Origin of the sequence: Bradyrhizobium sp. AZCC 1693 (assembly GCF_036924745.1) — a bacterium.
In the GTDB taxonomy this organism is placed as follows: Bacteria; Pseudomonadota; Alphaproteobacteria; order Rhizobiales; family Xanthobacteraceae; genus Bradyrhizobium.
This window is the reverse complement of sequence record NZ_JAZHSD010000001.1, coordinates 4364962-4382948: the sequence shown is the minus strand read 5'-3', so window position 1 is coordinate 4382948 and position 17987 is coordinate 4364962. Positions and strand designations below refer to the sequence as shown.

Sequence of the window (17987 nt, the reverse complement as noted above, 5' to 3'; positions counted from 1 at the left end):
ATGCCCTAGAAGATGGCACAAAAGCAGCGCGGTTCGCAAAACACACAGAGGGAGAAACGGCATGTCGGATGACGGAATCTTTCTGCGCAATTCCTGGTACGTCGCAGCCTGGAATCACGAGTTGATCGACGGCCGGAAGCTCGCCCGCACCATCCTGGAAAAGCCCGTCGTGATCTATCGCGGCGCGAGCGGCAAGGTCGTGGCCCTCGACGACCGCTGCTGCCATCGCGCGGCGCCGCTCTCGATGGGCCGGATCGAAGGCGACGATATCCGCTGCATGTATCATGGCATGAAATTCGAGCCGGGCGGGAAATGCATCCAGATTCCGGGCCAGGACATGATCCCGCCAAAGCTCGGCGTGCGCAGCTATCCCGTGGTCGAACGCTACAATCTGATCTGGATCTGGATGGGCGATATCGAAAAGGCCGATCCGAACCTGATCGTGGATTATCCGCCGCTCGCCGATCCCAAATGGCGCGGCTTGCCCGGCTACATGCACTACAAGGCCAACTGGCTCTTGATCGTCGACAATCTGAGCGACTTCGCCCATCTCGCCTTCGTGCACACGCACACGCTCGGCGGCTCCGAGGAATACGCCTACAAGACCAAGCCGGTCGCGATCGAGAAGCTCGACGATGGTTTTCGCGTCGAGCGCTGGCACATGAGCGCCGATCCGCCGCCCTATCATTGCAAGGTGATCCCGAACAAGAGCGACAAGATCGACCGCCGCAATATCGGCCGCATGATCGTTCCAGGCATCTTCCTGCTCGACACGATGTTTGCGCCGGCCGGCCAGGGCGCGGAAAAAGGTGTTCAGGTGCCGGGCACCCGGCAATATCGCGCAATTCATGACGCCGGAGACGCGCAGCACCACGCATTTCTTCTGGAACTATCTGCATGATTTCGACCTCGACAACCCGAACATCGCGCTGTCGCTGCGCAACAGCCTGGAAGAGGCGTTCCACGAAGACCTGGCGATCATCGAGGCACAGCAGAAGGTGTTCGACGCCGATCCGAACTATCAGTTGCTCGCCATCGGTGCGGATGCCGCGCTGACCTATTTCCGTTGGGTGCTGGCGCGGCGGATCGAGGCGGAAGGGAGCGCGGCGCGGGCGGCGTAAAGCTGGCAGCGGCCGTGCCGCCCCGCAGTCGCGGGGGCGTGACCATTGTTCGGGCTGGGGCCGGCGCCGGATTTGGCGTACAAGCATAGCCTCGCCGTCCTCATCATATGGGGCGATCAATCGGTGACCGAACACACCAAGAGGCCAGAGCAGCATGGGGGCGCCGACTGGGTGCAGCAGGTCTGGCTGTGGCCGCTTGAAGCCACGCGATTGGCCCTGCATAGCTACGCGCAATGGTTCGCCGATCCAAAACCTGCGGCTTCCCGTGCGCCGGACCAGGAGCCACTGGCCTGGACGACGCCAAACGCGGTGGTGTTGCAGCTTCCATCGATGCGGTTGCGGGAGTTTTCGCGCAGGGATTCAGGACAGAAGCCGGTTGTCGTCTGTGCGCCCTATGCGCTGCATGGTGCGCTGATCGCGGACTTCGCACCTGGCCATAGTCTGGTCGCGGCGCTGCAAAAAGACGGCGTGAACCGGATCTATGTTCCGGACTGGTGCTCGGCCACGCCCGGAATGCGGTATCTGTCGATCGACAATTATCTCGCCGATCTCAATGTGGCGATCGACGAGATCGGCGCGCCGGTCGATCTGGTTGGCCTGTGTCAGGGCGGATGGTTGTCGCTGGTCTATGCCGCGCGTTTCCCCGGCAAGGTGCGGCGGCTGGTGCTCGCCGGCGCGCCTGTCGATATCTCTACGCCGTCAGAGCTGTCGAAGATGGTGGCCGCACTTCCACATCAGGCTTTCGAGCAGATGGTGCAGCAGGGCGACGGCCTCGTCAGTGGCGAGCACATGCTACGGTTCTGGAACATTCCATTCAGCCAGCGTGACGTGGAGGCCGTGCTGCAACGAAATCTCGGCGATGGATCGGACGAGGCGCGGATGCTGCTGGATCGTTTCGCACGCTGGGATCGCGCGACGCTGGATCTGCCGGGAACCTATTATCTCGAAGTAACCGACCAGGTTTTCCGGCAAAACCTGATCGCAAAAGGCCGCTTCGTCGCGCTCGGCCGCAGGATCGATCTCACGGAAGTACGCGTGCCGGTCTTCCTGCTGGCGGGAGCGGACGACATCGTGGTCCCGCGCGATCAGGCGTTCGCCACCGCACGGTTGTTGGGCACGCGGCTGGCGTGGCTGGAACAGGCCTGCGAGCCGTGCGGTCACCTCAGCCTTTTCATGGGGCGCAGCACCTTAAGCCGTTCCTGGCGCCGGATCGCCCGGTGGCTTCAGGCCGAGATCGGCGATGTCGCCGGCGCAAAGATCCGCGCGTGAGAAGCGGATGAAAAGCGCCCCGGACTGCGCGTGCAATCCGGGGCTAGACTCGTTGCGGTGGGCGACCTTACTTCGCCGCGATCACCATGATCTCGACATTGTACGGCGGTGCGGCGAGCTTGGCCTCGACGGTGGCGCGCGCCGGCGTGTTGCCCGCCGACACCCAGCCGTCCCACACCGCGTTCATCTCGGGAAACGTCTTCATGTCGGTGATGTAGATCGTGGCCGACAGCAGCTTCGACTTGTCGGTGCCTGCCTTGGCAAGATGGCCGTCGATGATCGAGAGGATGTCCTGCGTCTGCTCGGTCACGCTTTTGCCGGCGGCCTTGCCGGCGACGACGCCCGCGAGATAGACGGTGTTGCCGTGGACGACGACCTGGCTCATGCGTGGTCCGGTTTCGAAGCGCTGGATGGTCATGTTTTTCTCCTGATAAGGGGCGGCGGCTTCTTAGCGCGCTGATGCCTTGCGCGCCACTGCGTTATTTGCATCGATCCTGGAGAGAGGCGTCATGCCCGGGCTTGACGCCGGGCATCCACGTCTTGCTCGACGCACACAAGAAAGATGTGGATGGCCGGGACAAGCCCGGCCATGACGATAAAGCGAATTACGATGCCGCCTTCGCCGCCGCGCGTCCGGCATTTCGCCCCGAGAACAGGCAGCCGCCGAGGAACGTGCCTTCCAGCGAACGGTAGCCATGCATGCCGCCGCCGCCGAAGCCGGCGGCTTCGCCTGCGGCATAAAGTCCCCGGATGATTTCGCCGCTGCTGCCGAACACGCGCGAGTCGAGATCGGTCTCGAATCCGCCCAGCGTCTTGCGCGTCAGGATGTTGAGCTTGACCGCGATCAGCGGGCCGTGGTCGGGATCGAGAATGCGATGCGGCTTCGCGGTGCGGATCAATTTGTCGCCGATGTAACGGCGCGCATTGTGCAGGTTCATCACCTGCGCGTCCTTGACGTAGGGATTTGTGATCTCGCGGTCGCGCGCCTCGATCTGCGTCTTGATGCGATCGAGCTGGAGCAGATTGTCGCCTGACAGCGCGTTCATCGCGCTGACGAGGTCGGCGAGATTGTCGCGCACGATGAAGTCGGCTCCGTTCTTCTTGAACGCTTCCACCGGCGCGGGTGCGCCCTTGTTGGTGGCGCGCTTGATCGTCATGCGCCAGCTTTTTCCTGTGAGGTCGGGGTTTTGCTCGGAGCCCGAGAGCGCAAACTCCTTCTTGATGATGCTCTGGGTCAGGATGAACCAGGAATAATCGTAGCCAGTGCCCATGATGTATTCGAGCTGACCGAGCGTGTCGGAGCCCGGGAACAGCGGCGCGGGGAGGCGTTTTCCGGTCGCGTCGAACCACATCGAGGACGGGCCGGGCAGGATGCGGATGCCGTGGCGCGGCCAGATCGGATTCCAGTTTCGGATGCCCTCGACGTAATGCCACATCCGGTCGCGGTTGATCAGCCGCGCGCCGGCGGCCTCGGTGATGCCGATCATGCGGCCGTCGACATGTTCGGGCACGCCGGAGATCATGAATTTCGGCGGCTCGCCCAGCCGCTTCGGCCAGTTCTGCCGGACCAAGTCGTGATTGCCGCCGATGCCGCCGGAAGCGACGATCACTGCCGGCGCGCGCAGGCTGAAATCGCCGACCACCTTGCGCGATGAACTCTTGCCGCGATCGACGCTGTCAGCTTCGAGCACCGAACCACTGATGCCCTCGACGGCGCCGTTCGTCATCACAAGTGTGTCGACGCGGTGGCGAAACCTGAACGTTAACCGGCCGTTTTTTTGCGCTTCGCGTGCGCGACGTTCGAACGGCTCGACGATGCCGGGGCCAGTGCCCCAGGTGACGTGAAAGCGCGGTACCGAATTGCCGTGGCCCATCGCGTCATAGCCGCCGCGCTCGGCCCAGCCGACCACCGGAAAAATACGGTGGCCCATCGCCCGCAGCCAGTCGCGCTTTTCGCCGGCCGCGAACGCGACATAGGCTTTCGCCCATTGCCTGGGCCAATGGTCGTCGTCGCGGTCGAAGCCCGCGGTCCCCATCCAGTCTTGCAGTGCGAGATCGTAGGAATCCTTAATACCGAGCCGGCGCTGTTCGGGAGAGTCCACCAGGAAGAGTCCGCCGAATGACCAAAAGGCTTGTCCGCCAAGGCTTTGCTCGCCTTCCTGATCGACGACGATGACGCGCTTGCCGGCATCTGCGATTTCGGTTGCCGCGACCAGCCCCGCCAGGCCACCGCCGACCACAATTACGTCTGCGTCTTCAGCCATCGTTTCCTCCGCCGTGCCATTTTTGATTCAAGCCCGCGTCCTCGCGCGCGGTCAACGGTAAATGGGTTCCTGTCTGTGACCGCGTCGTCACGTCCGCAAGGTGACGTGTTCCAGTTTGGGACCTATGCGCGCGGAGGGTGCAGCGGTCCAGCAACACTTAATTTGAATTTGTTTTGATGGGCTGTGTCTGCCTAGACAAAATCACGATCTCAAACGACGCTACATCCTGTCTTGCATCACTAAGACGATCAGATTCGGTTTCGACATTCTTCCGACTGGGGCTGGGATATGAAGCTGCTGACGGGGTTGCTTGCGGCGGTGCTGCTGCTGGCGGGGGTAGGGGCGAGCCAGGCGGTGGTGCGGATTGCCGATGACCGCGGCGGCCGGATCGGCACCTATGTCGACAAATACCAGGGCCTGCGCACCTCGGGCGAAACCGTCATCATCGATGGCCTGTGTGCCTCGGCTTGCACCATCGTGCTCGGCGCGGTTCCCCATGACCGGATCTGCGTCACCTCGCACGCCAATCTCGGCTTCCATGCCGCCTGGGATTTCGGCGCCAACGGCCGCGCCGTCACCAACACCGAAGCCACCCACATGCTGTATTCGATGTATCCGCCGCCGGTTCGGAAGTGGATTGCGGCACGCGGCGGCCTGACGCAGCGCATGCTCTTCCTGCGCGGCAAGCAGCTGCAGTCGATGTACAAGCCCTGCTACCTCGACGCGCAGGCCTCCACCAACAAGCCGGCATCGCGCTGAAACCGGGGGCGGCCGTTTCGCCCGAAAGTGACGTTGTGGCCGGGCAAAAGCGCGAAGCGCGTCTTCGCGCAGACGTCCCGGCCATTTACTTTTCGTGCACCTTCTCTCCGGCTTACCCTCCGCATGACGTGATGTCGGGCGCGGCTATTCCACTTGCCTGCCCCTGGAACTAGCCCTATCTGAAACGCATGGCTCAGCCGATTTCCACCCAAGCCGGAATGATGACCGCGACCCCGCGTCAGGGCAGGGTGGCGTCGATCATTGTTTGGAGCGCAGCTACCCTCGGCGCGCTGGCCGTGCTCGGCGCGGCGGCATTGTGGTTCCATTACGGCACCGCGGTGTTCTTCGAGATGATCGCCGCCGGCATCTCGGCCTGCTTCTGACAGGGCGAAAAGGAATCGACGATGGACCGGACGATCCGCCCACTGGTGATTATCGCTGCTTTCGCCGCGAGCCTCGTGGTCGGGCTGATGATCATGCTGTGGGCGATGGGCGGCCTGCGCACCGTGACCGCGCCGGCCGCGATCGGCGGGCCGTTTCAACTGACCGACCAGGCCGGCCAGGCCGTCACCGAGCGGAACTTGAAGGGCAAGCCGACGCTGATCTTCTTCGGCTTCACCCATTGCCCGGATGTTTGCCCGACCTCGCTGTTCGAGATTTCCGAGGTCTTGAAGGCAATGGGCACGGACGCCGACAAGGTCAACGCCTGGTTCGTATCCGTCGATCCCGAGCGCGACACGTCGGCCGCGATGAAGGATTATCTGTCCAGCTTCGATCCGCATCTGAAGGGGCTGACCGGCGAGCCCGCGGCGGTGGCCAAGGTGATTTCGGCCTACCGGGTCTATGCCAGAAAAGTCCCGCTCAAGGACGGCGACTACACCATGGACCATACCGCGCTGGTCTATCTGATGGATCGCGACGGCAATTTCGTAGCGCCCTTCAACCTGAAACGGACGCCGGAGGAAGCCGCCAAGGATTTGAAGCGGTATCTTTGAGCCGGCAGGGGGCGCCAAAAGCTGTAAAACGGCCCTCGCATCGCGGGCCGGATGGTCTATAAGGCCATGAAATTCCGCAAGCATTGCCGAAGATGCCATATCTTAACACACCGTTAACCAATGCAAGACTGCATCGAACCGTCTGCGCCTGGCTGGCCGGGCTGTCGATCGCGTCCGCGTTGATGGCTGTTGGTGGCGGCGCTGCTTATGCGCAGACCCAACCCCGCCCCGCGGTCGAGGCGGCCCCGCAGGCGGTGCCCGGTTTCTGGGACCCGCGGCGGCGTCCGGACCGGCCGGACATGTCGCGCCTCACTGTGATCCGGTTCCTGACCGAGACCGATTACCCGCCGTTCAACTTCACCGGCGCCGACGGCAATCCGGCCGGCTTCAATGTCGATCTGGCCCGCGCGCTGTGCGACGAGATCAAGATTAGCTGCACCGTCCAGATGCGCCGGTTCGAGACGCTGGTCGACGCCATCACCAGCAACCGCGGCGACGCCATCATCGCCTCCATGGCGGTGACGCCGGCCTTGCGCGCAAGGCTCGATTTCACCGATCCCTATTACCGTGCGCCGGCGCGCTTCGTGTCGCGGCGCGACGCTGCGATGCCGGAGATCCGCCCTGAATATCTCGAAGGCAAGAAGGTCGGCGTCATCGCCGGCACCTCGCACGAGGCCTATTTGAAGGCGATGTTCACCGACGCCGAGATCAAGTCTTATCCCAATGACGACGCGCTGCGGCTGGCTTTGCGGCGAAGTGAGGTCGATTTCATCTTCGGTGATGCGATCTCGCTGGCGTTCTGGATCAACGGCACCGATTCGGCCGAATGCTGCGCGTTCTCGGGCGGGCCCTTTGTCGAGAGCCGCTATTTCGGCGAGGGCATCGGCATCGCCGTCCGCAAGGGCAACGATTTGCTGCGTACGTCGCTGAACTGGGCGCTGTTCAGGATCTGGGAAAAAGGCCGCTTCACCGATCTGTGGCTGCGGTATTTTTCGATCAGCCCGTTTTAGCGCCGTCATTCCGGGATGGTCCGAAGGACCAGACCTCAGGTGTGCAATTGCACACCGGGGAATCTCGAGATTCCGGGTTCGATGCTGCGCATCGCCCCGGAATGACGGTGGAGCCCCCGTCATTTTGCATTTTGCCTCGGAAGCGTTAGTTTCCGCGGCCCTGGAGAGCCTCTTAGATGTCCGTCATCGACCATGCCTTTAGCCCGAGCGATTTGCGCGCGCTCGCCGAACAATCCAACGCCTGGCCGTTCGAGCAGGCCAAGGCGATGGTCGCGCGGCTGAAGAAAAGTCCGAAGGACGAGGTGCTGTTCGAGACCGGTTACGGCCCCTCGGGCCTGCCGCATATCGGCACCTTCGGCGAGGTCGCGCGCACCTCGATGGTGCGCCACGCCTTCCGCGTGCTCACCGAGGACAAGATCAGGACGCGGCTGCTGGCGTTTTCCGACGACATGGACGGGCTGCGCAAGGTGCCCGACAATGTACCGAAGAAGGAGATGCTGGCGGCGCATCTCGGCAAGCCGCTGTCGCGTATACCCGATCCGTTCTCCAATGAGTATCCGTCGTTTGGCGCGCACAACAATGCGCGGCTGCGGGCCTTTCTCGACACCTTCGGCTTCGATTACGAATTCGCCAGCTCAACCGACTACTACACCTCGGGCAAGTTCGACGCAGCGCTGCTGCGCATGCTGGAACGGATCGACAAGGTGATGGCGATCATGCTGCCGTCGCTTCGCGAGGAACGCGCGGCGACCTATTCGCCATTTCTGCCGATCTGCCCGCGCACCGGTGTCGTGCTGCAGGTGCCGATAGTGGATCACGACGTCCGAGCAGGCACCATCACCTATATCGACCCCGGAACGGTTGCCGGCGAGCGCGTCACGGTTCCGGTCACCGGCGGGCATTGCAAGCTGCAATGGAAGCCGGACTGGGCGATGCGCTGGTTCGCGCTCGGCGTCGACTATGAAATGGCCGGCAAGGATCTGATCGACTCGGTGAAGCTGTCCGGCAAGATCTGCGCGGCGCTCGGCGGCACGCCGCCGGAGGGCTTCAATTACGAGCTTTTCCTCGACGACAAGGGCCAGAAGATTTCGAAGTCGAAGGGCAACGGGCTCACCATCGACGAATGGCTGCGCTACGCGTCGCCGGAATCGCTGTCGCTGTTCATGTACCGTGAGCCGAAGGCGGCGAAGCGGCTCTACTTCGACGTCATTCCGCGTAACGTCGACGACTACCAGCAATTCCTCGATGGCTTCTCGCGGCAGGATGCCAAGCAGCAGCTCGCCAATCCGGTCTGGCACATCCATTCCGGCAAGCCGCCGAAGGCCGACATGCCGGTCACGTTCCAGTTGCTGCTGACGCTGGTGTCGTCGTCGAACGCGGAAAACGCCGAAACGCTGTGGGGTTTCATCGGGCGCTATCGCCCCGGCGTGACGCCGCAGACCCATCCGAAGCTCGATGCGATGGTCGGCTACGCCATCAACTACTACCGCGACTTCGTGGCGCCGACGAAAAAATTCCGCGAGCCGACCGATGGCGAGCGCGCCGCGCTGCAGGACCTGCGCGATGCACTGTCGAACATGCCGGCGGGATCGAGTGCCGAAGACATCCAGAACGTCGTCTACGAAATCGGCCGCCGCGAGCCGTTTCTGGACCCCGTGAAGAAGGGCAAGGACGGCCGGCCCGGCGTCTCGCTCGACTGGTTCAACATGCTCTACCAGGTGCTGCTCGGCCAGGAGAAGGGCCCGCGCTTCGGCTCGTTCGTCGCGGTGTACGGCGTACAGAACGCCGTCAACATGATAGACGGCGCGCTGGCAAGAAGCGCGTAGCAGCGCGCGAGCCGCCGGTTGTAGCGCGTCGAATTCGCGGCCCGGTACGGCTCCGGGTAGCTGGTGAAATTGGTCTCGGTCACCGCACCAGGATCAAACGCCGGAAGCCTTGGTGTTGACGATTTGCTCATCCCGGATCCTCACTCCTGCCTGTCGGCGGCCTGAGCCAGCCCGTCACTGGTCGCCCGCAACAGCGTCAGCAATAGACCGTTGAGCGGCGTCGCCACGCGATGGCGCGCGCCGGCCGCGACGATGGCGCCGGTCAGCGCCTCCGCTTCGAAGGGGCGGCCGGCAAGGCGATCGAAATACATCGAGGTGCCGGCGTCGGCCGGATAGGTCAGAAGCGTGTTGAGGATTTGCGCCGGCTCGTCGGCCGCGAGCCTTGCGCCGTCGGCGCGTCCGACCGCGGCGGCCTCGTCGAGGACCGCAAGACAGAGCGTCTTGACGTCGTCGCGCCGAAACGCCGCCTGGCGCTGCAGCGTCAGCGCTGTGATCGGATTGGCGACCGCATTGATCAGGAGTTTTCGCCACGCCAGCGTGTTGAAATCGGCGTTGCGAAGCGTCCGCATCGCGGTGCCGTCGAGCAGGGCTTCGAATGCCCACGCGTCCGCATCGTCACCGACGGCAAACTCATACTCGCCGGCGCGGCGGAAGCGGACGCGGTCGGGCGCGAGCCGCTCGCCATTGTAGTAGACCAGCGTCGGTACGACGGTGGCGTTTCCGACCAGCGGCTTCAGCCGGTCGGCATGCCCGATGCCGTTCTGCAGCACTGCAACGCTTGTGCGGGGGCCACACAGCCGCTTGAGCCATGGCGCACTCGACGGCGTGTCCTGGGCTTTGGTGCACAACAGCACCCAGTCCGAATGCTCCGCCTGCGTCGGATCAGTGAGGGCGCGAAGCGGAACCTCGATCGCGCCTTCCGCCCGTTCGACTGTCAGCCGCTCGATCGGACGCCTGACGCAGGCGACCACATCGTGGCGATCGGCCGCCCGCAGCAGGCCGGTGATGACGCCGCCAATGCTGCCAAGCCCGACGACGGCGATGGTCTTGCGATCTGAATTTCCAGTGCTCGACATGCCGTGGCAGATCTCCTCGGGGTTAGGATAGAACCGGTGTCACCAACGATATTGGCTGAAATTGCGACCAACTCCGGAAACGGTCGGGTCAACCCGCCCGCGCTGCGGCTGCGAATTGCCGCGGCGTGATGCCGTAGCACCGCTTGAAATGCCGGGTCAGTGCGCTCTGGTCGCAGAAGCCCGCCGCCAGCGCGCTCTCGGCGAGCGTAACGCCGCGCTTGAGCAGCCGGCAGGCGGCATTGAGGCGGATATGGATTAGATAGGCGTGTGGCGTCAGCCCGACGCTGCGCTTGAACAGTCCGATCAACTGGAATCGGGTGAGGCCGGCCACGCCGGCGAGTTCGTCGAGGCCGAGATTTTCCGAATAGCGCGCGTGCATCAAGTCGATGATCTGGCCTGCAATGGCGCGGCAGGCCGGGGGCTGCTCCGGTTGGCCGCCGCCGCTGCCGTAGCGGTGGAACAGGTGGCTGAACGCGTCAACCGCGAATTCGTCTGCGCACAAGTCGTCGCCGTTTGTTTCGAGGATCTGGTGCAGACGGCCGAACTTTTCGATCAGGTCGGCGTCGCGGAACATGTTGCGCATGAAATAGGGCGTAGCCTTGATTCCAAGGCTCCGGCCGACGGCATCGATCGCCGGATGCGTCAGGTAGAATGCGCGGTAGCGCCAGCGCTCGCCTTCATCCATCCGTGCCGATTGGCTTTCCTCCGGATTGGAGACGAACAAGGTCGCGCGGCCGACTTTTTCCGTGGTGCCCCGGCTGGATATTTCCGCGCCACCTGTCTCGGTGACGGCAATCACGAAAGCGTCGTGGGTATGCGGACTGAACTGCTGCGCGGCGAAATCTGCGCGCAACAGGCTCATGCCGGCAATGCGCTTGCTGTGCCAATAAGTTGTACGGTTTCCAGTATCCCGGCGCGCCATCTCAATCAGCTCCACGGGTCTGTTCGGGCCAAACGATCTTCGCAATACACCATCGTCCGATCTCCATGACGAGCCGCAAATCGAGATGGTAGGCCCGCGGCAATTTCAACCAATACAAGTTCAAGGCTGTTCCCTGATACAGGCGCGCGACTGCAACGCCGCTCGGCTGCGCGTTGCCGGCCGTCCATCGTCGAAGGAAAGCTCGCGCGGATCTATCGCGATGTCCGGGTTTGCAAGATCTATGAAGGCACTTCCGAGATTCAGCCGCTGGTCATCGGCCGGCAGCTCGCATTGGAGCAGGGACCTGGCGCAGGAGGATGAACATGATTGCCCGTATCTGGCGTGCAACCGCATCACATGAGAAAGCCGGGAGCTATCAGCGCCATTTCGCGGCGACGGTCGTTCCGCATCTCAAATCCATCGCCGGTTATGAGGGCGCTTCTCTGCTGCGGCGCAAGGTCGACGGTGGCGTGGAATTGCTGGCGGTGACACTATGGGAATCCATGGACAGCATCCGCGCGTTCGCCGGCGCAGATCCCGCCATAGCGGTTGTTGATCCCGAAGCCCAGGCGATGCTGACGACGTTCGATACGACCGTCCACAATTACGAAGTGGCGGTCACGGATGACCGCCGCTGCGGCGGTGGTCTCCGCCCGTAACGTCCCACTCAACTCGACTGCAGCACGTAGCGGCGGTTGTCTCTTTGCGCCGGGCGGGCATTCATCGGATAGAGTTTTGCAAAGCCCGCGACATCGGCCGCTGCGACCTGGATCGGATCGGTCAGCACCAGCCATTCGACCACCTCCGAGCAGGGCGGTGTCGTAAGAGAGCCTTCGTAACGGTAATAGCCGAGCTTCGCTGGCAACAGCCCGTTCGGGTTGATGGCGGCGTCGGCTTTGACAGCCGGCCCTTCGTTGGCCGGCATGGCGGCTACGATCTTGCCGAAGGTCGCGTTCGGCTTTCCTTCCGAGAACATGACGCCAACCACGGCGAGCCCGCCGCTATCGGCGCGATGCACGAAATGCGCTTCCATCGGAAAACTCTTGCCGCCGATCAGATGTTCGCTTGGCCGGTGAAAGTGCACCTGCAGGAGTTTGTAGGTGGTGTCGCCGAGTTTCAGCGTTGAGCCCTCGGCGAAATTGAGCTGGATGGTGTGGCCGTTGTTGACGATGGTATCGGCGGTCTTGCCCCATGAAAGTTTCAGCGCCGGGAGCTGCGACTTGATGGGAGCCACGATATTGATCGGCGATTGCTGCGCACCGAGCGAGCAGGCCTTGTTGGCGGCGTCGAGGTCGCCCCACTTTGCCGGGCCGCCCGCGCCCTCGTAACTCCAATGGGCGCCTTCGGCGGCAAATCCCGTGGTGGTGCAGACTGGGCAAGCCGCGAGCCCGGCGAGCGCCTTTAATAGATTTCGACGATTCATGTGATGCTCCTGCCTGGATGAAAGCTTTGCAGTATCCGATTCCGGGCTACGGATCGACGGGCAGAGCCCACAAAGTGGGATGGCAGGCCCTCCGCAATTTCAGCCGTTATCCGCGCGGGATTGCGCTACAATACCACGCATAACAGTCGTCAAGGCCCCCGACGAGGGGCAGGCAACACAGCGGGAGAAAGCGCATGCAGTTCAGGGTTTCGCCGAAGACGCTCAGCGAATGCAGCGCCGAGGAATGGCAGGCGCGCGTCGACCTCGCGGCCGCGCACCGGCTGGCCTTCATTCAGGGGTTTTCCGAAGGCATTTTCAACCATCTGACCCTCGTGGTGCCGGGCAGTACGGATCGCTACTACCAGATTCCGTTCGGCACGCATTGGTCCGAGGTCACCGCGTCCTGCTTCATGGAAGTCGGCATCGACGACGGCGAGGTCAAGCGCGGCGAGGGCGAGGTCGAGCGCTCCTGCTATTGCATCCACGCGCCGATCCACAAGGCGCTGCCGCAGGCGAAGGCGGTGTTTCACACCCACATGCCGCATGCCAGCGCGCTGACGCGGCTCGAAGACCCGCGCATCAAGGAGATCGGCCAGACCGAAGTCGGGCTGTCAGGCGCCATCGCCTATGACGACGAATATACCGGCCCTGCGCTCGATCCCGCCGAAGGCGCTCGGCTGGCAAAAGTCATCGGCGACAAGACCGTGCTGTTCATGGCCAACCACGGCATCTCCACCGTCGGCGCGACCGTCGCGGAAGCCTACGACATGCTGTACTACGTCGAGCGCGCCGCCCAGGTGCAGATCTACGCCATGTGGACCGGGCAGAGGCTGAAACAGCTTCCTGCGCCTGTGGTGGAGAAAACCAAGCGCGATTACAAGGACGAGCACCTCTACAAGGGGCCGACCCCGGCGCAGCGGCATTTCGATGCGTTGAAGCGGATGCTGGATCGCAAGGAGCCGGATTACGCGACGTAGTTTCGGTCGTCCCTGCAAACCAGGGCACCTCTTTCCTTCGTCCGTTGGGGAAAGATGAGGCCTTATTAACCAACTGAAATAGCGGGCGAAACGGAAGTTGGCGCCGGTTCCGCGCGCAGCGGTGGTACATTCCGGCGGCGTTGAGCATCGCAATGGCCTTGGCCAGCGTCAGGGCCGGATACTCGTTCATCACCTCGCGCTCACGCGGCGTCAGCTCGGCGAGCAGCGCCTTGTCGGCTCGCTTCACGAAGCCGCTGCGGCAGGCGGTCGAACTGCTCCTTGGTCAACTCACGTACGGCATTGTTGACCGAAACGCTGTTGAGCTGCACCCAGTCGTCATGCAGTACCCAAGCCTCGCGCTCGTCGAAACGCGAGGCGATGCAGTCGAAGTCGCCATAGAGGGGCCTGCCACGCTTTTGAATATGGTGATTTTGGGTGACAAATGTCGAGGGCCGCGTTGATTGCTGCGCCCCTTGGGTGGCTGCATGGTCCAACAAACACTTTATTCCTCAAGCAAAAAATGATGGGTTACTAGGGATTTCCAATGAGTCGATTCGTCTCATTGTTTGATCCTACGGAGCAAAATGACCCCGCGATCCAACCTGAAGGACTTGAAAGATGCATCCGCAGGGTCCGTGCGTGTGGAACGGCTTCCGACCAATACAACGACAAGCGGGCACCCTGTGCACCGCTGGTTCAACTTCATCGCGGGATTTTCCCCCGAGCTTGTTCGAGCTTGCGTCGGCATGGGGACCGCCAGGGCGGTGGCCGACATTCGCTTGCTCGACCCATTCTCGGGATGCGGTACTGCGCCATTAGCGGCGCGAATATTGGGCGCCTCGGCCGTGGGTTACGAACCTCACCCTTTTTTCGCAGCGATTAGCGAGGCAAAGGCAAATAGTCCGCTCTATTGGCGGGACGTACCACGCATTCATGCGACATTGGCTCGGGGAATACTGCGGCGGGATCCGCACGGCCTTGTCGTTTCCGAATCCGCCTCAGCCTTCCTTGGAAAGATGTTTCGGGAGGAGGACCTGATCGCGCTTTACTCGGCGCGACGAGAGCTGAGCGACAATGGGCTCGGTGAGAATCCCTTGGCTGTTCTCATGCTTTCTCGGATGCTGGACCATTGCTGCTTTGCGGCTACAGACGGGATCTACAAAGCGCCAACCACCGCAAAACGAACCATTAGTCCCAAGGCCGCCCTCGACCGGGTCTTTAGCGTGATCTCGGAAGACCAACTTGAGGCTCAGATGGGCGGCGGGACCGCCCATATCTACGAGCGTTCATCTGAAAGCATGGGCGAATTGGACGATGCATCGATAGATCTAGTTGTCACCTCGCCACCCTATCTTAACAACTTTGATTTCGCTGAAATGACGCGAATGTACCTTTACTTTTGGGGCCTTGCTACCTCGTGGGGGGAGATCACCAATCGGGTACGAAATCGCTTGATAGTCAATACGACTACGGCCTTGAAAGGGCACAAGGGCCGTCAGCACGCTTATCGTGATACCTTGCCAACTAAGGTAAGGGATGCAGCCGATGTTGTGGTCGAGACTCTCGCAATCCGCCGCAAGGAGAGAGCGGGCAAAAAGGAGTATGATTTTCTCGTTTATCCTTATCTCAGCCAAATGCAAAAGGTGTTGCAGGAGACGCTTCGCGTCCTCAAGCCGGGCGCCCCGTTTCATATGATGGTTTCGGACGCCGCCCTCTATGGGGTTCACCTACCAGCACCGCAATGGCTCGCGGAAATCATGACCGAGCTGGGCTTTAGTGCCGTGCAGTGCGAATTGATCCGCGCTCGGGGCCATCGATGGCTGTTGGATAAACGGGAGGGTTCATCAGAAGGCCTCGGCGAGTACTACGTCTTTGGGAGAGCCCCTTAGTGCATACTCTTTATCAGCTCGCCGACGCCGAGATCCGTTCTTGCATAGCTGACTATTTAGCTCTGGCTGAGGACACTAAGGGGTTCACGGCGGTTACGGCGGATGCACTGGATACCGCTCGAAAAGCGGTTATTTTGCTCGCGGGTCTGAATGCCCCGCTCGATAATCTCGCACCCGACAAGGCCGTCCTTGAGTGGGAGCGACGGAGGGCTATTCCTCTCGACGTTGAGACCGGGATTACGCAGGGCGTCTACACCAACATCAGAAACGCGGGCATCCGTTACCTCGATGAGATCAAGGCCGGAACGGACGGGTTTCAAACTTGGACTCCTGAGTGGATCAAAGCCAATCCGCATACTCTTCCACTGCTTCAGCATCTGTCAGGGATTTTCAGCAAGGCGGCCCTGAAAAAGGAGGTCGGCGGCGTTTCCGACAACAGCATATCGCTGCCCGCTGCCACGCGACTGGCGGCAGTTCTTAGAGCGCGCGTCGTAGCTCAGGAGGTTCGAGAAGGTGAAATCTTGAAGCGACTCGAATCCACGCTTGAAGGGATCGTTCGAGACTTGATCGGACGAGTGATGCTTGAATCCATCGTTGAAAGTGCCCTCAAAGTCGCTGGCGTGCCTTTCAAGCGCGAAGAAGAATACGCAGGACTTTCCGGGGTCATCTATGATTTCCGTGCAGACTTCATCATTCCCGATGACGGGTCGCCAAAAGCATTTATTGAAGTTCGCAAATCTTCTTCTCGGCATGCCTCCCTTTATGCGAAAGACAAAATGTTCTCGGCAATTAACTGGAAGGGGAAACACCGGGATATGCTTGCCATTCTCGTTGTAGATGGCGAATGGACCGCTGAGACATTGAAGGTCATGGCCAAAGTGTTTGATTACGTGGTCCCGCTTCGCCATGTGAACGATCTCGCCCATGCCGTTGCCGAGTATCTTGCGGGCGACAAAACGAAGCTGAAGTGGCTGATCGACTTCAAGATCACAGCTGCTAACTGACACAAAACTCGCAGTTCTCTTGGCGGGCTCTGACGTAGACCTGAGCGATTTCAAGCGGTTACTGAACTATAGCATAGCACGAATCGTTAATGAGGAGCAATTTTTCCGTTGTGGGAGAGGTGGATCGCCTCCGCTTCGCTGCGGCACCTTCTTCCACAAGGGGAGAACGAAGGTTCTCGGCCACGATTCCATCAGCGCATCGCTCTGACCCTGTTCGCAAATTGATGCCAGATTTCCGGGCGCCAGCTTCCATTGGCCGCGCCCGAGGTCGACGGCAATATCCACACCCTGGTGTCGCCGATCAGCTCCAACTGCTCGCCATAGTCTCGCTTGCCGTCGAAGAATTTCTGTCCGGCCGTCTTGCTGGTGAAGGCGAGAAATTGCGGACGAAATGTCGCGATGGCATTGCTTAATCGCGCACGATCCGCCGCCGTCAGTTTCGGAAGCGTTGCGCGGTCCATCCCCGCGCCCGCTTTCACCAGATCAGTCAGGCCGATCCCATGTTGCAGCAGGCTGCGATATTGATGCGGCTGCAGCGGCTCCGGCGTGAGCCTCGTCTCGTGAAGGATCTTCCAGAACTTGTTTTGCCGGTGCGCATAGTACGCCCGTTCTGCGGCGGATGTCGTCCCGGCGGCGGTTCCGCACAACACGATGCGAAGGGAATGTTGCAGCAGGTCGCTCAGTACGTCCGTCACGCTAGCGGCAATCCTACTGGCTCGCCCACACGATCCTCGCGATCCACGCCACGTCATCAGCGTCGAGCGTGCGGTCGGTCTGGGCCGGGTTGAGCGACTGCAATTCCAGCGTCCTGGTGGTGCGGCGCTTCAATTCCTTGACCATCACCTCGCCGTCTGACGTCTTGAGCACCACGCGATCGCCGCGCCGGATCGGCGTGCCCGGCGACACCACGATGATGTCGCCGTCGCGATAGGCAGGCTTCATCGAATCGCCTGAGATCTCCAGTGCGTAGGCGTGCTCGTCAGAGGGCTGTGGCAGCGCCACCTCGTCCCAGCCGCGGCCGGCGGGGAAACCGGAATCGTCGAAATGGCCACCGCTGCCGGCTTGCGCCAGCGCGAGCAGCGGCACCGATTGCAGGCCCCGCGCGCCGTCGCTGATCAACTGCACAAAAGTGTCGATCGACGAATTGGTCGCGGCCAGCGCCTTCGAGACCGATTCGGTCGAGGGCCAGCGCTCGCGGCCGTCGGCGGTGATGCGCTTGGATTTGTTGAAGGTGGTGGGGTCCAGCCCTGAGCGTTTGGCAAGGCCGGAGGGCGACATCCCGGCGCGTTCGGCCAGCCGGTCGAGCGCGGTCCAGACCTGGCTGTGGGTCAAAATCCGTTGCGCCTTGGATTGCCTCGCCATGGAACATCTCTGAATCGTCTAGGAATTATTGCCTCATTCGGCTCCTTTGCGCAAATCTCCGTGCCGCCCCTGCCGCAGCAGCGCTTGAGT

Annotated in this window: 20 protein-coding genes and 1 pseudogene; 13 read left to right on the top strand and 8 right to left on the bottom strand. The window is 61.9% G+C overall.

Annotated features, from left to right (window positions below; translation table 11 throughout):
- Positions 1–61 precede the first annotated feature (61 nt).
- The 3 genes from V1293_RS20960 to V1293_RS20950 all read left to right on the top strand — a co-directional run bounded on the left by V1293_RS20960 (position 62) and on the right by V1293_RS20950 (position 2390).
- Positions 62–901 carry a Rieske 2Fe-2S domain-containing protein gene (locus V1293_RS20960; RefSeq protein ID WP_334511846.1) on the top strand — a complete coding sequence of 280 codons (840 nt, stop codon included), beginning with the start codon at positions 62–64 and terminating at the stop codon, positions 899–901.
- Positions 849–1121: a hypothetical protein gene (locus V1293_RS20955; protein WP_334511844.1), complete on the top strand. Its 273-nt coding sequence runs from the start codon at positions 849–851 to the stop codon at positions 1119–1121. Before V1293_RS20960 ends, V1293_RS20955 begins: the two co-directional genes overlap by 53 nt.
- Before the next feature lie 123 nt (positions 1122–1244).
- Positions 1245–2390, top strand: a complete 1146-nt coding sequence (locus V1293_RS20950) for an alpha/beta fold hydrolase (RefSeq protein ID WP_334511843.1) — start codon at positions 1245–1247, stop codon at positions 2388–2390.
- A gap of 67 nt (positions 2391–2457) precedes the next feature.
- On the opposite strand, the gene V1293_RS20945 is transcribed toward V1293_RS20950, so the two are convergent.
- On the bottom strand, positions 2458–2808 hold the full coding sequence (locus tag V1293_RS20945; RefSeq protein WP_334511841.1) for a RidA family protein: 351 nt from the start codon (positions 2806–2808) through the stop codon (positions 2458–2460).
- Between the two features lie 187 nt (positions 2809–2995).
- Complete coding sequence (locus V1293_RS20940; RefSeq protein ID WP_334511839.1) at positions 2996–4654, bottom strand: FAD-binding dehydrogenase; 1659 nt, start codon at positions 4652–4654, stop codon at positions 2996–2998.
- Between the two features lie 288 nt (positions 4655–4942).
- Here V1293_RS20940 and V1293_RS20935 point away from each other — a divergent pair, with 288 nt between their 5' ends.
- The 5 genes from V1293_RS20935 (at position 4943) to V1293_RS20915 (ending at position 9244) form a co-directional block, all read left to right on the top strand.
- Positions 4943–5413 (top strand): hypothetical protein, encoded by a 471-nt coding sequence (locus tag V1293_RS20935; RefSeq protein ID WP_334511838.1) that lies wholly within the window; start codon positions 4943–4945, stop codon positions 5411–5413.
- Positions 5414–5601: 188 nt separating this feature from the next.
- Entirely contained in the window at positions 5602–5796 is a 195-nt protein-coding gene (locus V1293_RS20930) for a hypothetical protein (RefSeq protein WP_334511836.1), read from the top strand.
- Between the two features lie 21 nt (positions 5797–5817).
- The gene (locus tag V1293_RS20925) at positions 5818–6408 is read left to right on the top strand and encodes an SCO family protein (RefSeq protein ID WP_334511834.1); all 591 of its coding nucleotides are present in this window, start codon (positions 5818–5820) and stop codon (positions 6406–6408) included.
- A 182-nt stretch (positions 6409–6590) separates the two neighbouring features.
- Complete coding sequence (locus tag V1293_RS20920; protein ID WP_334516823.1) at positions 6591–7418, top strand: transporter substrate-binding domain-containing protein; 828 nt, start codon at positions 6591–6593, stop codon at positions 7416–7418.
- Positions 7419–7594: 176 nt separating this feature from the next.
- Positions 7595–9244 (top strand): lysine--tRNA ligase, encoded by a 1650-nt coding sequence (locus V1293_RS20915; RefSeq protein ID WP_334511832.1) that lies wholly within the window; start codon positions 7595–7597, stop codon positions 9242–9244.
- Between the two features lie 140 nt (positions 9245–9384).
- On the opposite strand, the gene V1293_RS20910 is transcribed toward V1293_RS20915, so the two are convergent.
- Positions 9385–10320, bottom strand: coding sequence for a 2-dehydropantoate 2-reductase (locus V1293_RS20910; protein WP_334511831.1), 936 nt, complete (start codon positions 10318–10320; stop codon positions 9385–9387).
- Positions 10321–10408: 88 nt separating this feature from the next.
- Complete coding sequence (locus V1293_RS20905) at positions 10409–11182, bottom strand: AraC family transcriptional regulator (RefSeq protein ID WP_334511829.1); 774 nt, start codon at positions 11180–11182, stop codon at positions 10409–10411.
- A 261-nt stretch (positions 11183–11443) separates the two neighbouring features.
- Between V1293_RS20905 and V1293_RS20900 the strand changes: the two are divergent.
- Positions 11444–11563, top strand: a pseudogene (locus tag V1293_RS20900) (acyl-CoA dehydrogenase family protein); the annotation flags it as partial.
- Positions 11564–11565: 2 nt separating this feature from the next.
- Positions 11566–11901 (top strand): antibiotic biosynthesis monooxygenase, encoded by a 336-nt coding sequence (locus V1293_RS20895; protein ID WP_334511827.1) that lies wholly within the window; start codon positions 11566–11568, stop codon positions 11899–11901.
- Between the two features lie 8 nt (positions 11902–11909).
- Here the strand turns inward: V1293_RS20895 and V1293_RS20890 are convergent, their stop codons facing one another.
- Positions 11910–12665, bottom strand: coding sequence for a carbonic anhydrase (locus V1293_RS20890; protein WP_334511825.1), 756 nt, complete (start codon positions 12663–12665; stop codon positions 11910–11912).
- A gap of 194 nt (positions 12666–12859) precedes the next feature.
- Here V1293_RS20890 and V1293_RS20885 point away from each other — a divergent pair, with 194 nt between their 5' ends.
- Entirely contained in the window at positions 12860–13642 is a 783-nt protein-coding gene (locus tag V1293_RS20885; RefSeq protein ID WP_334511824.1) for a class II aldolase/adducin family protein, read from the top strand.
- A 200-nt stretch (positions 13643–13842) separates the two neighbouring features.
- Here the strand turns inward: V1293_RS20885 and V1293_RS20880 are convergent, their stop codons facing one another.
- A complete protein-coding gene (locus tag V1293_RS20880) occupies positions 13843–14136 on the bottom strand; it encodes a hypothetical protein (protein WP_334511822.1) in 294 nt (97 codons plus the stop codon).
- 90 nt (positions 14137–14226) lie between these two features.
- On the opposite strand from V1293_RS20880, the gene V1293_RS20875 reads away from it, so the two are divergent.
- Entirely contained in the window at positions 14227–15531 is a 1305-nt protein-coding gene (locus V1293_RS20875; RefSeq protein WP_334511820.1) for a hypothetical protein, read from the top strand.
- On the top strand, positions 15531–16535 hold the full coding sequence (locus tag V1293_RS20870; protein WP_334511818.1) for a hypothetical protein: 1005 nt from the start codon (positions 15531–15533) through the stop codon (positions 16533–16535). The genes V1293_RS20875 and V1293_RS20870 overlap by 1 nt, the downstream gene beginning before the upstream one ends.
- Before the next feature lie 191 nt (positions 16536–16726).
- Here the strand turns inward: V1293_RS20870 and V1293_RS20865 are convergent, their stop codons facing one another.
- On the bottom strand, positions 16727–17230 hold the full coding sequence (locus V1293_RS20865; protein ID WP_334511817.1) for a mismatch-specific DNA-glycosylase: 504 nt from the start codon (positions 17228–17230) through the stop codon (positions 16727–16729).
- Positions 17231–17243: 13 nt separating this feature from the next.
- The gene (locus tag V1293_RS20860; protein ID WP_334511816.1) at positions 17244–17897 is read right to left on the bottom strand and encodes a helix-turn-helix transcriptional regulator; all 654 of its coding nucleotides are present in this window, start codon (positions 17895–17897) and stop codon (positions 17244–17246) included.
- Positions 17898–17987: the final 90 nt, after the last annotated feature.

Bases quoted from the DNA above. Each gene is read 5' to 3' on its own strand.
- V1293_RS20910 (WP_334511831.1), bottom strand. From the start codon at position 10,320: ATGTCGAGCACTGGAAATTCAGATCGCAAGACCATCGCCGTCGTCGGG.
- V1293_RS20960 (WP_334511846.1), top strand. From the start codon at position 62: ATGTCGGATGACGGAATCTTTCTGCGCAATTCCTGGTACGTCGCAGCC.
- V1293_RS20945 (WP_334511841.1), bottom strand. From the start codon at position 2,808: ATGACCATCCAGCGCTTCGAAACCGGACCACGCATGAGCCAGGTCGTC.
- V1293_RS20875 (WP_334511820.1), top strand. From the start codon at position 14,227: ATGACCCCGCGATCCAACCTGAAGGACTTGAAAGATGCATCCGCAGGG.
- V1293_RS20920 (WP_334516823.1), top strand. From the start codon at position 6,591: ATGGCTGTTGGTGGCGGCGCTGCTTATGCGCAGACCCAACCCCGCCCC.
- V1293_RS20885 (WP_334511824.1), top strand. From the start codon at position 12,860: ATGCAGTTCAGGGTTTCGCCGAAGACGCTCAGCGAATGCAGCGCCGAG.
- V1293_RS20860 (WP_334511816.1), bottom strand. From the start codon at position 17,897: ATGGCGAGGCAATCCAAGGCGCAACGGATTTTGACCCACAGCCAGGTC.
- V1293_RS20925 (WP_334511834.1), top strand. From the start codon at position 5,818: ATGGACCGGACGATCCGCCCACTGGTGATTATCGCTGCTTTCGCCGCG.
- V1293_RS20935 (WP_334511838.1), top strand. From the start codon at position 4,943: ATGAAGCTGCTGACGGGGTTGCTTGCGGCGGTGCTGCTGCTGGCGGGG.
- V1293_RS20890 (WP_334511825.1), bottom strand. From the start codon at position 12,665: ATGAATCGTCGAAATCTATTAAAGGCGCTCGCCGGGCTCGCGGCTTGC.
- V1293_RS20955 (WP_334511844.1), top strand. From the start codon at position 849: ATGACGCCGGAGACGCGCAGCACCACGCATTTCTTCTGGAACTATCTG.
- V1293_RS20905 (WP_334511829.1), bottom strand. From the start codon at position 11,182: ATGAGCCTGTTGCGCGCAGATTTCGCCGCGCAGCAGTTCAGTCCGCAT.
- V1293_RS20915 (WP_334511832.1), top strand. From the start codon at position 7,595: ATGTCCGTCATCGACCATGCCTTTAGCCCGAGCGATTTGCGCGCGCTC.
- V1293_RS20930 (WP_334511836.1), top strand. From the start codon at position 5,602: ATGGCTCAGCCGATTTCCACCCAAGCCGGAATGATGACCGCGACCCCG.
- V1293_RS20940 (WP_334511839.1), bottom strand. From the start codon at position 4,654: ATGGCTGAAGACGCAGACGTAATTGTGGTCGGCGGTGGCCTGGCGGGG.
- V1293_RS20895 (WP_334511827.1), top strand. From the start codon at position 11,566: ATGATTGCCCGTATCTGGCGTGCAACCGCATCACATGAGAAAGCCGGG.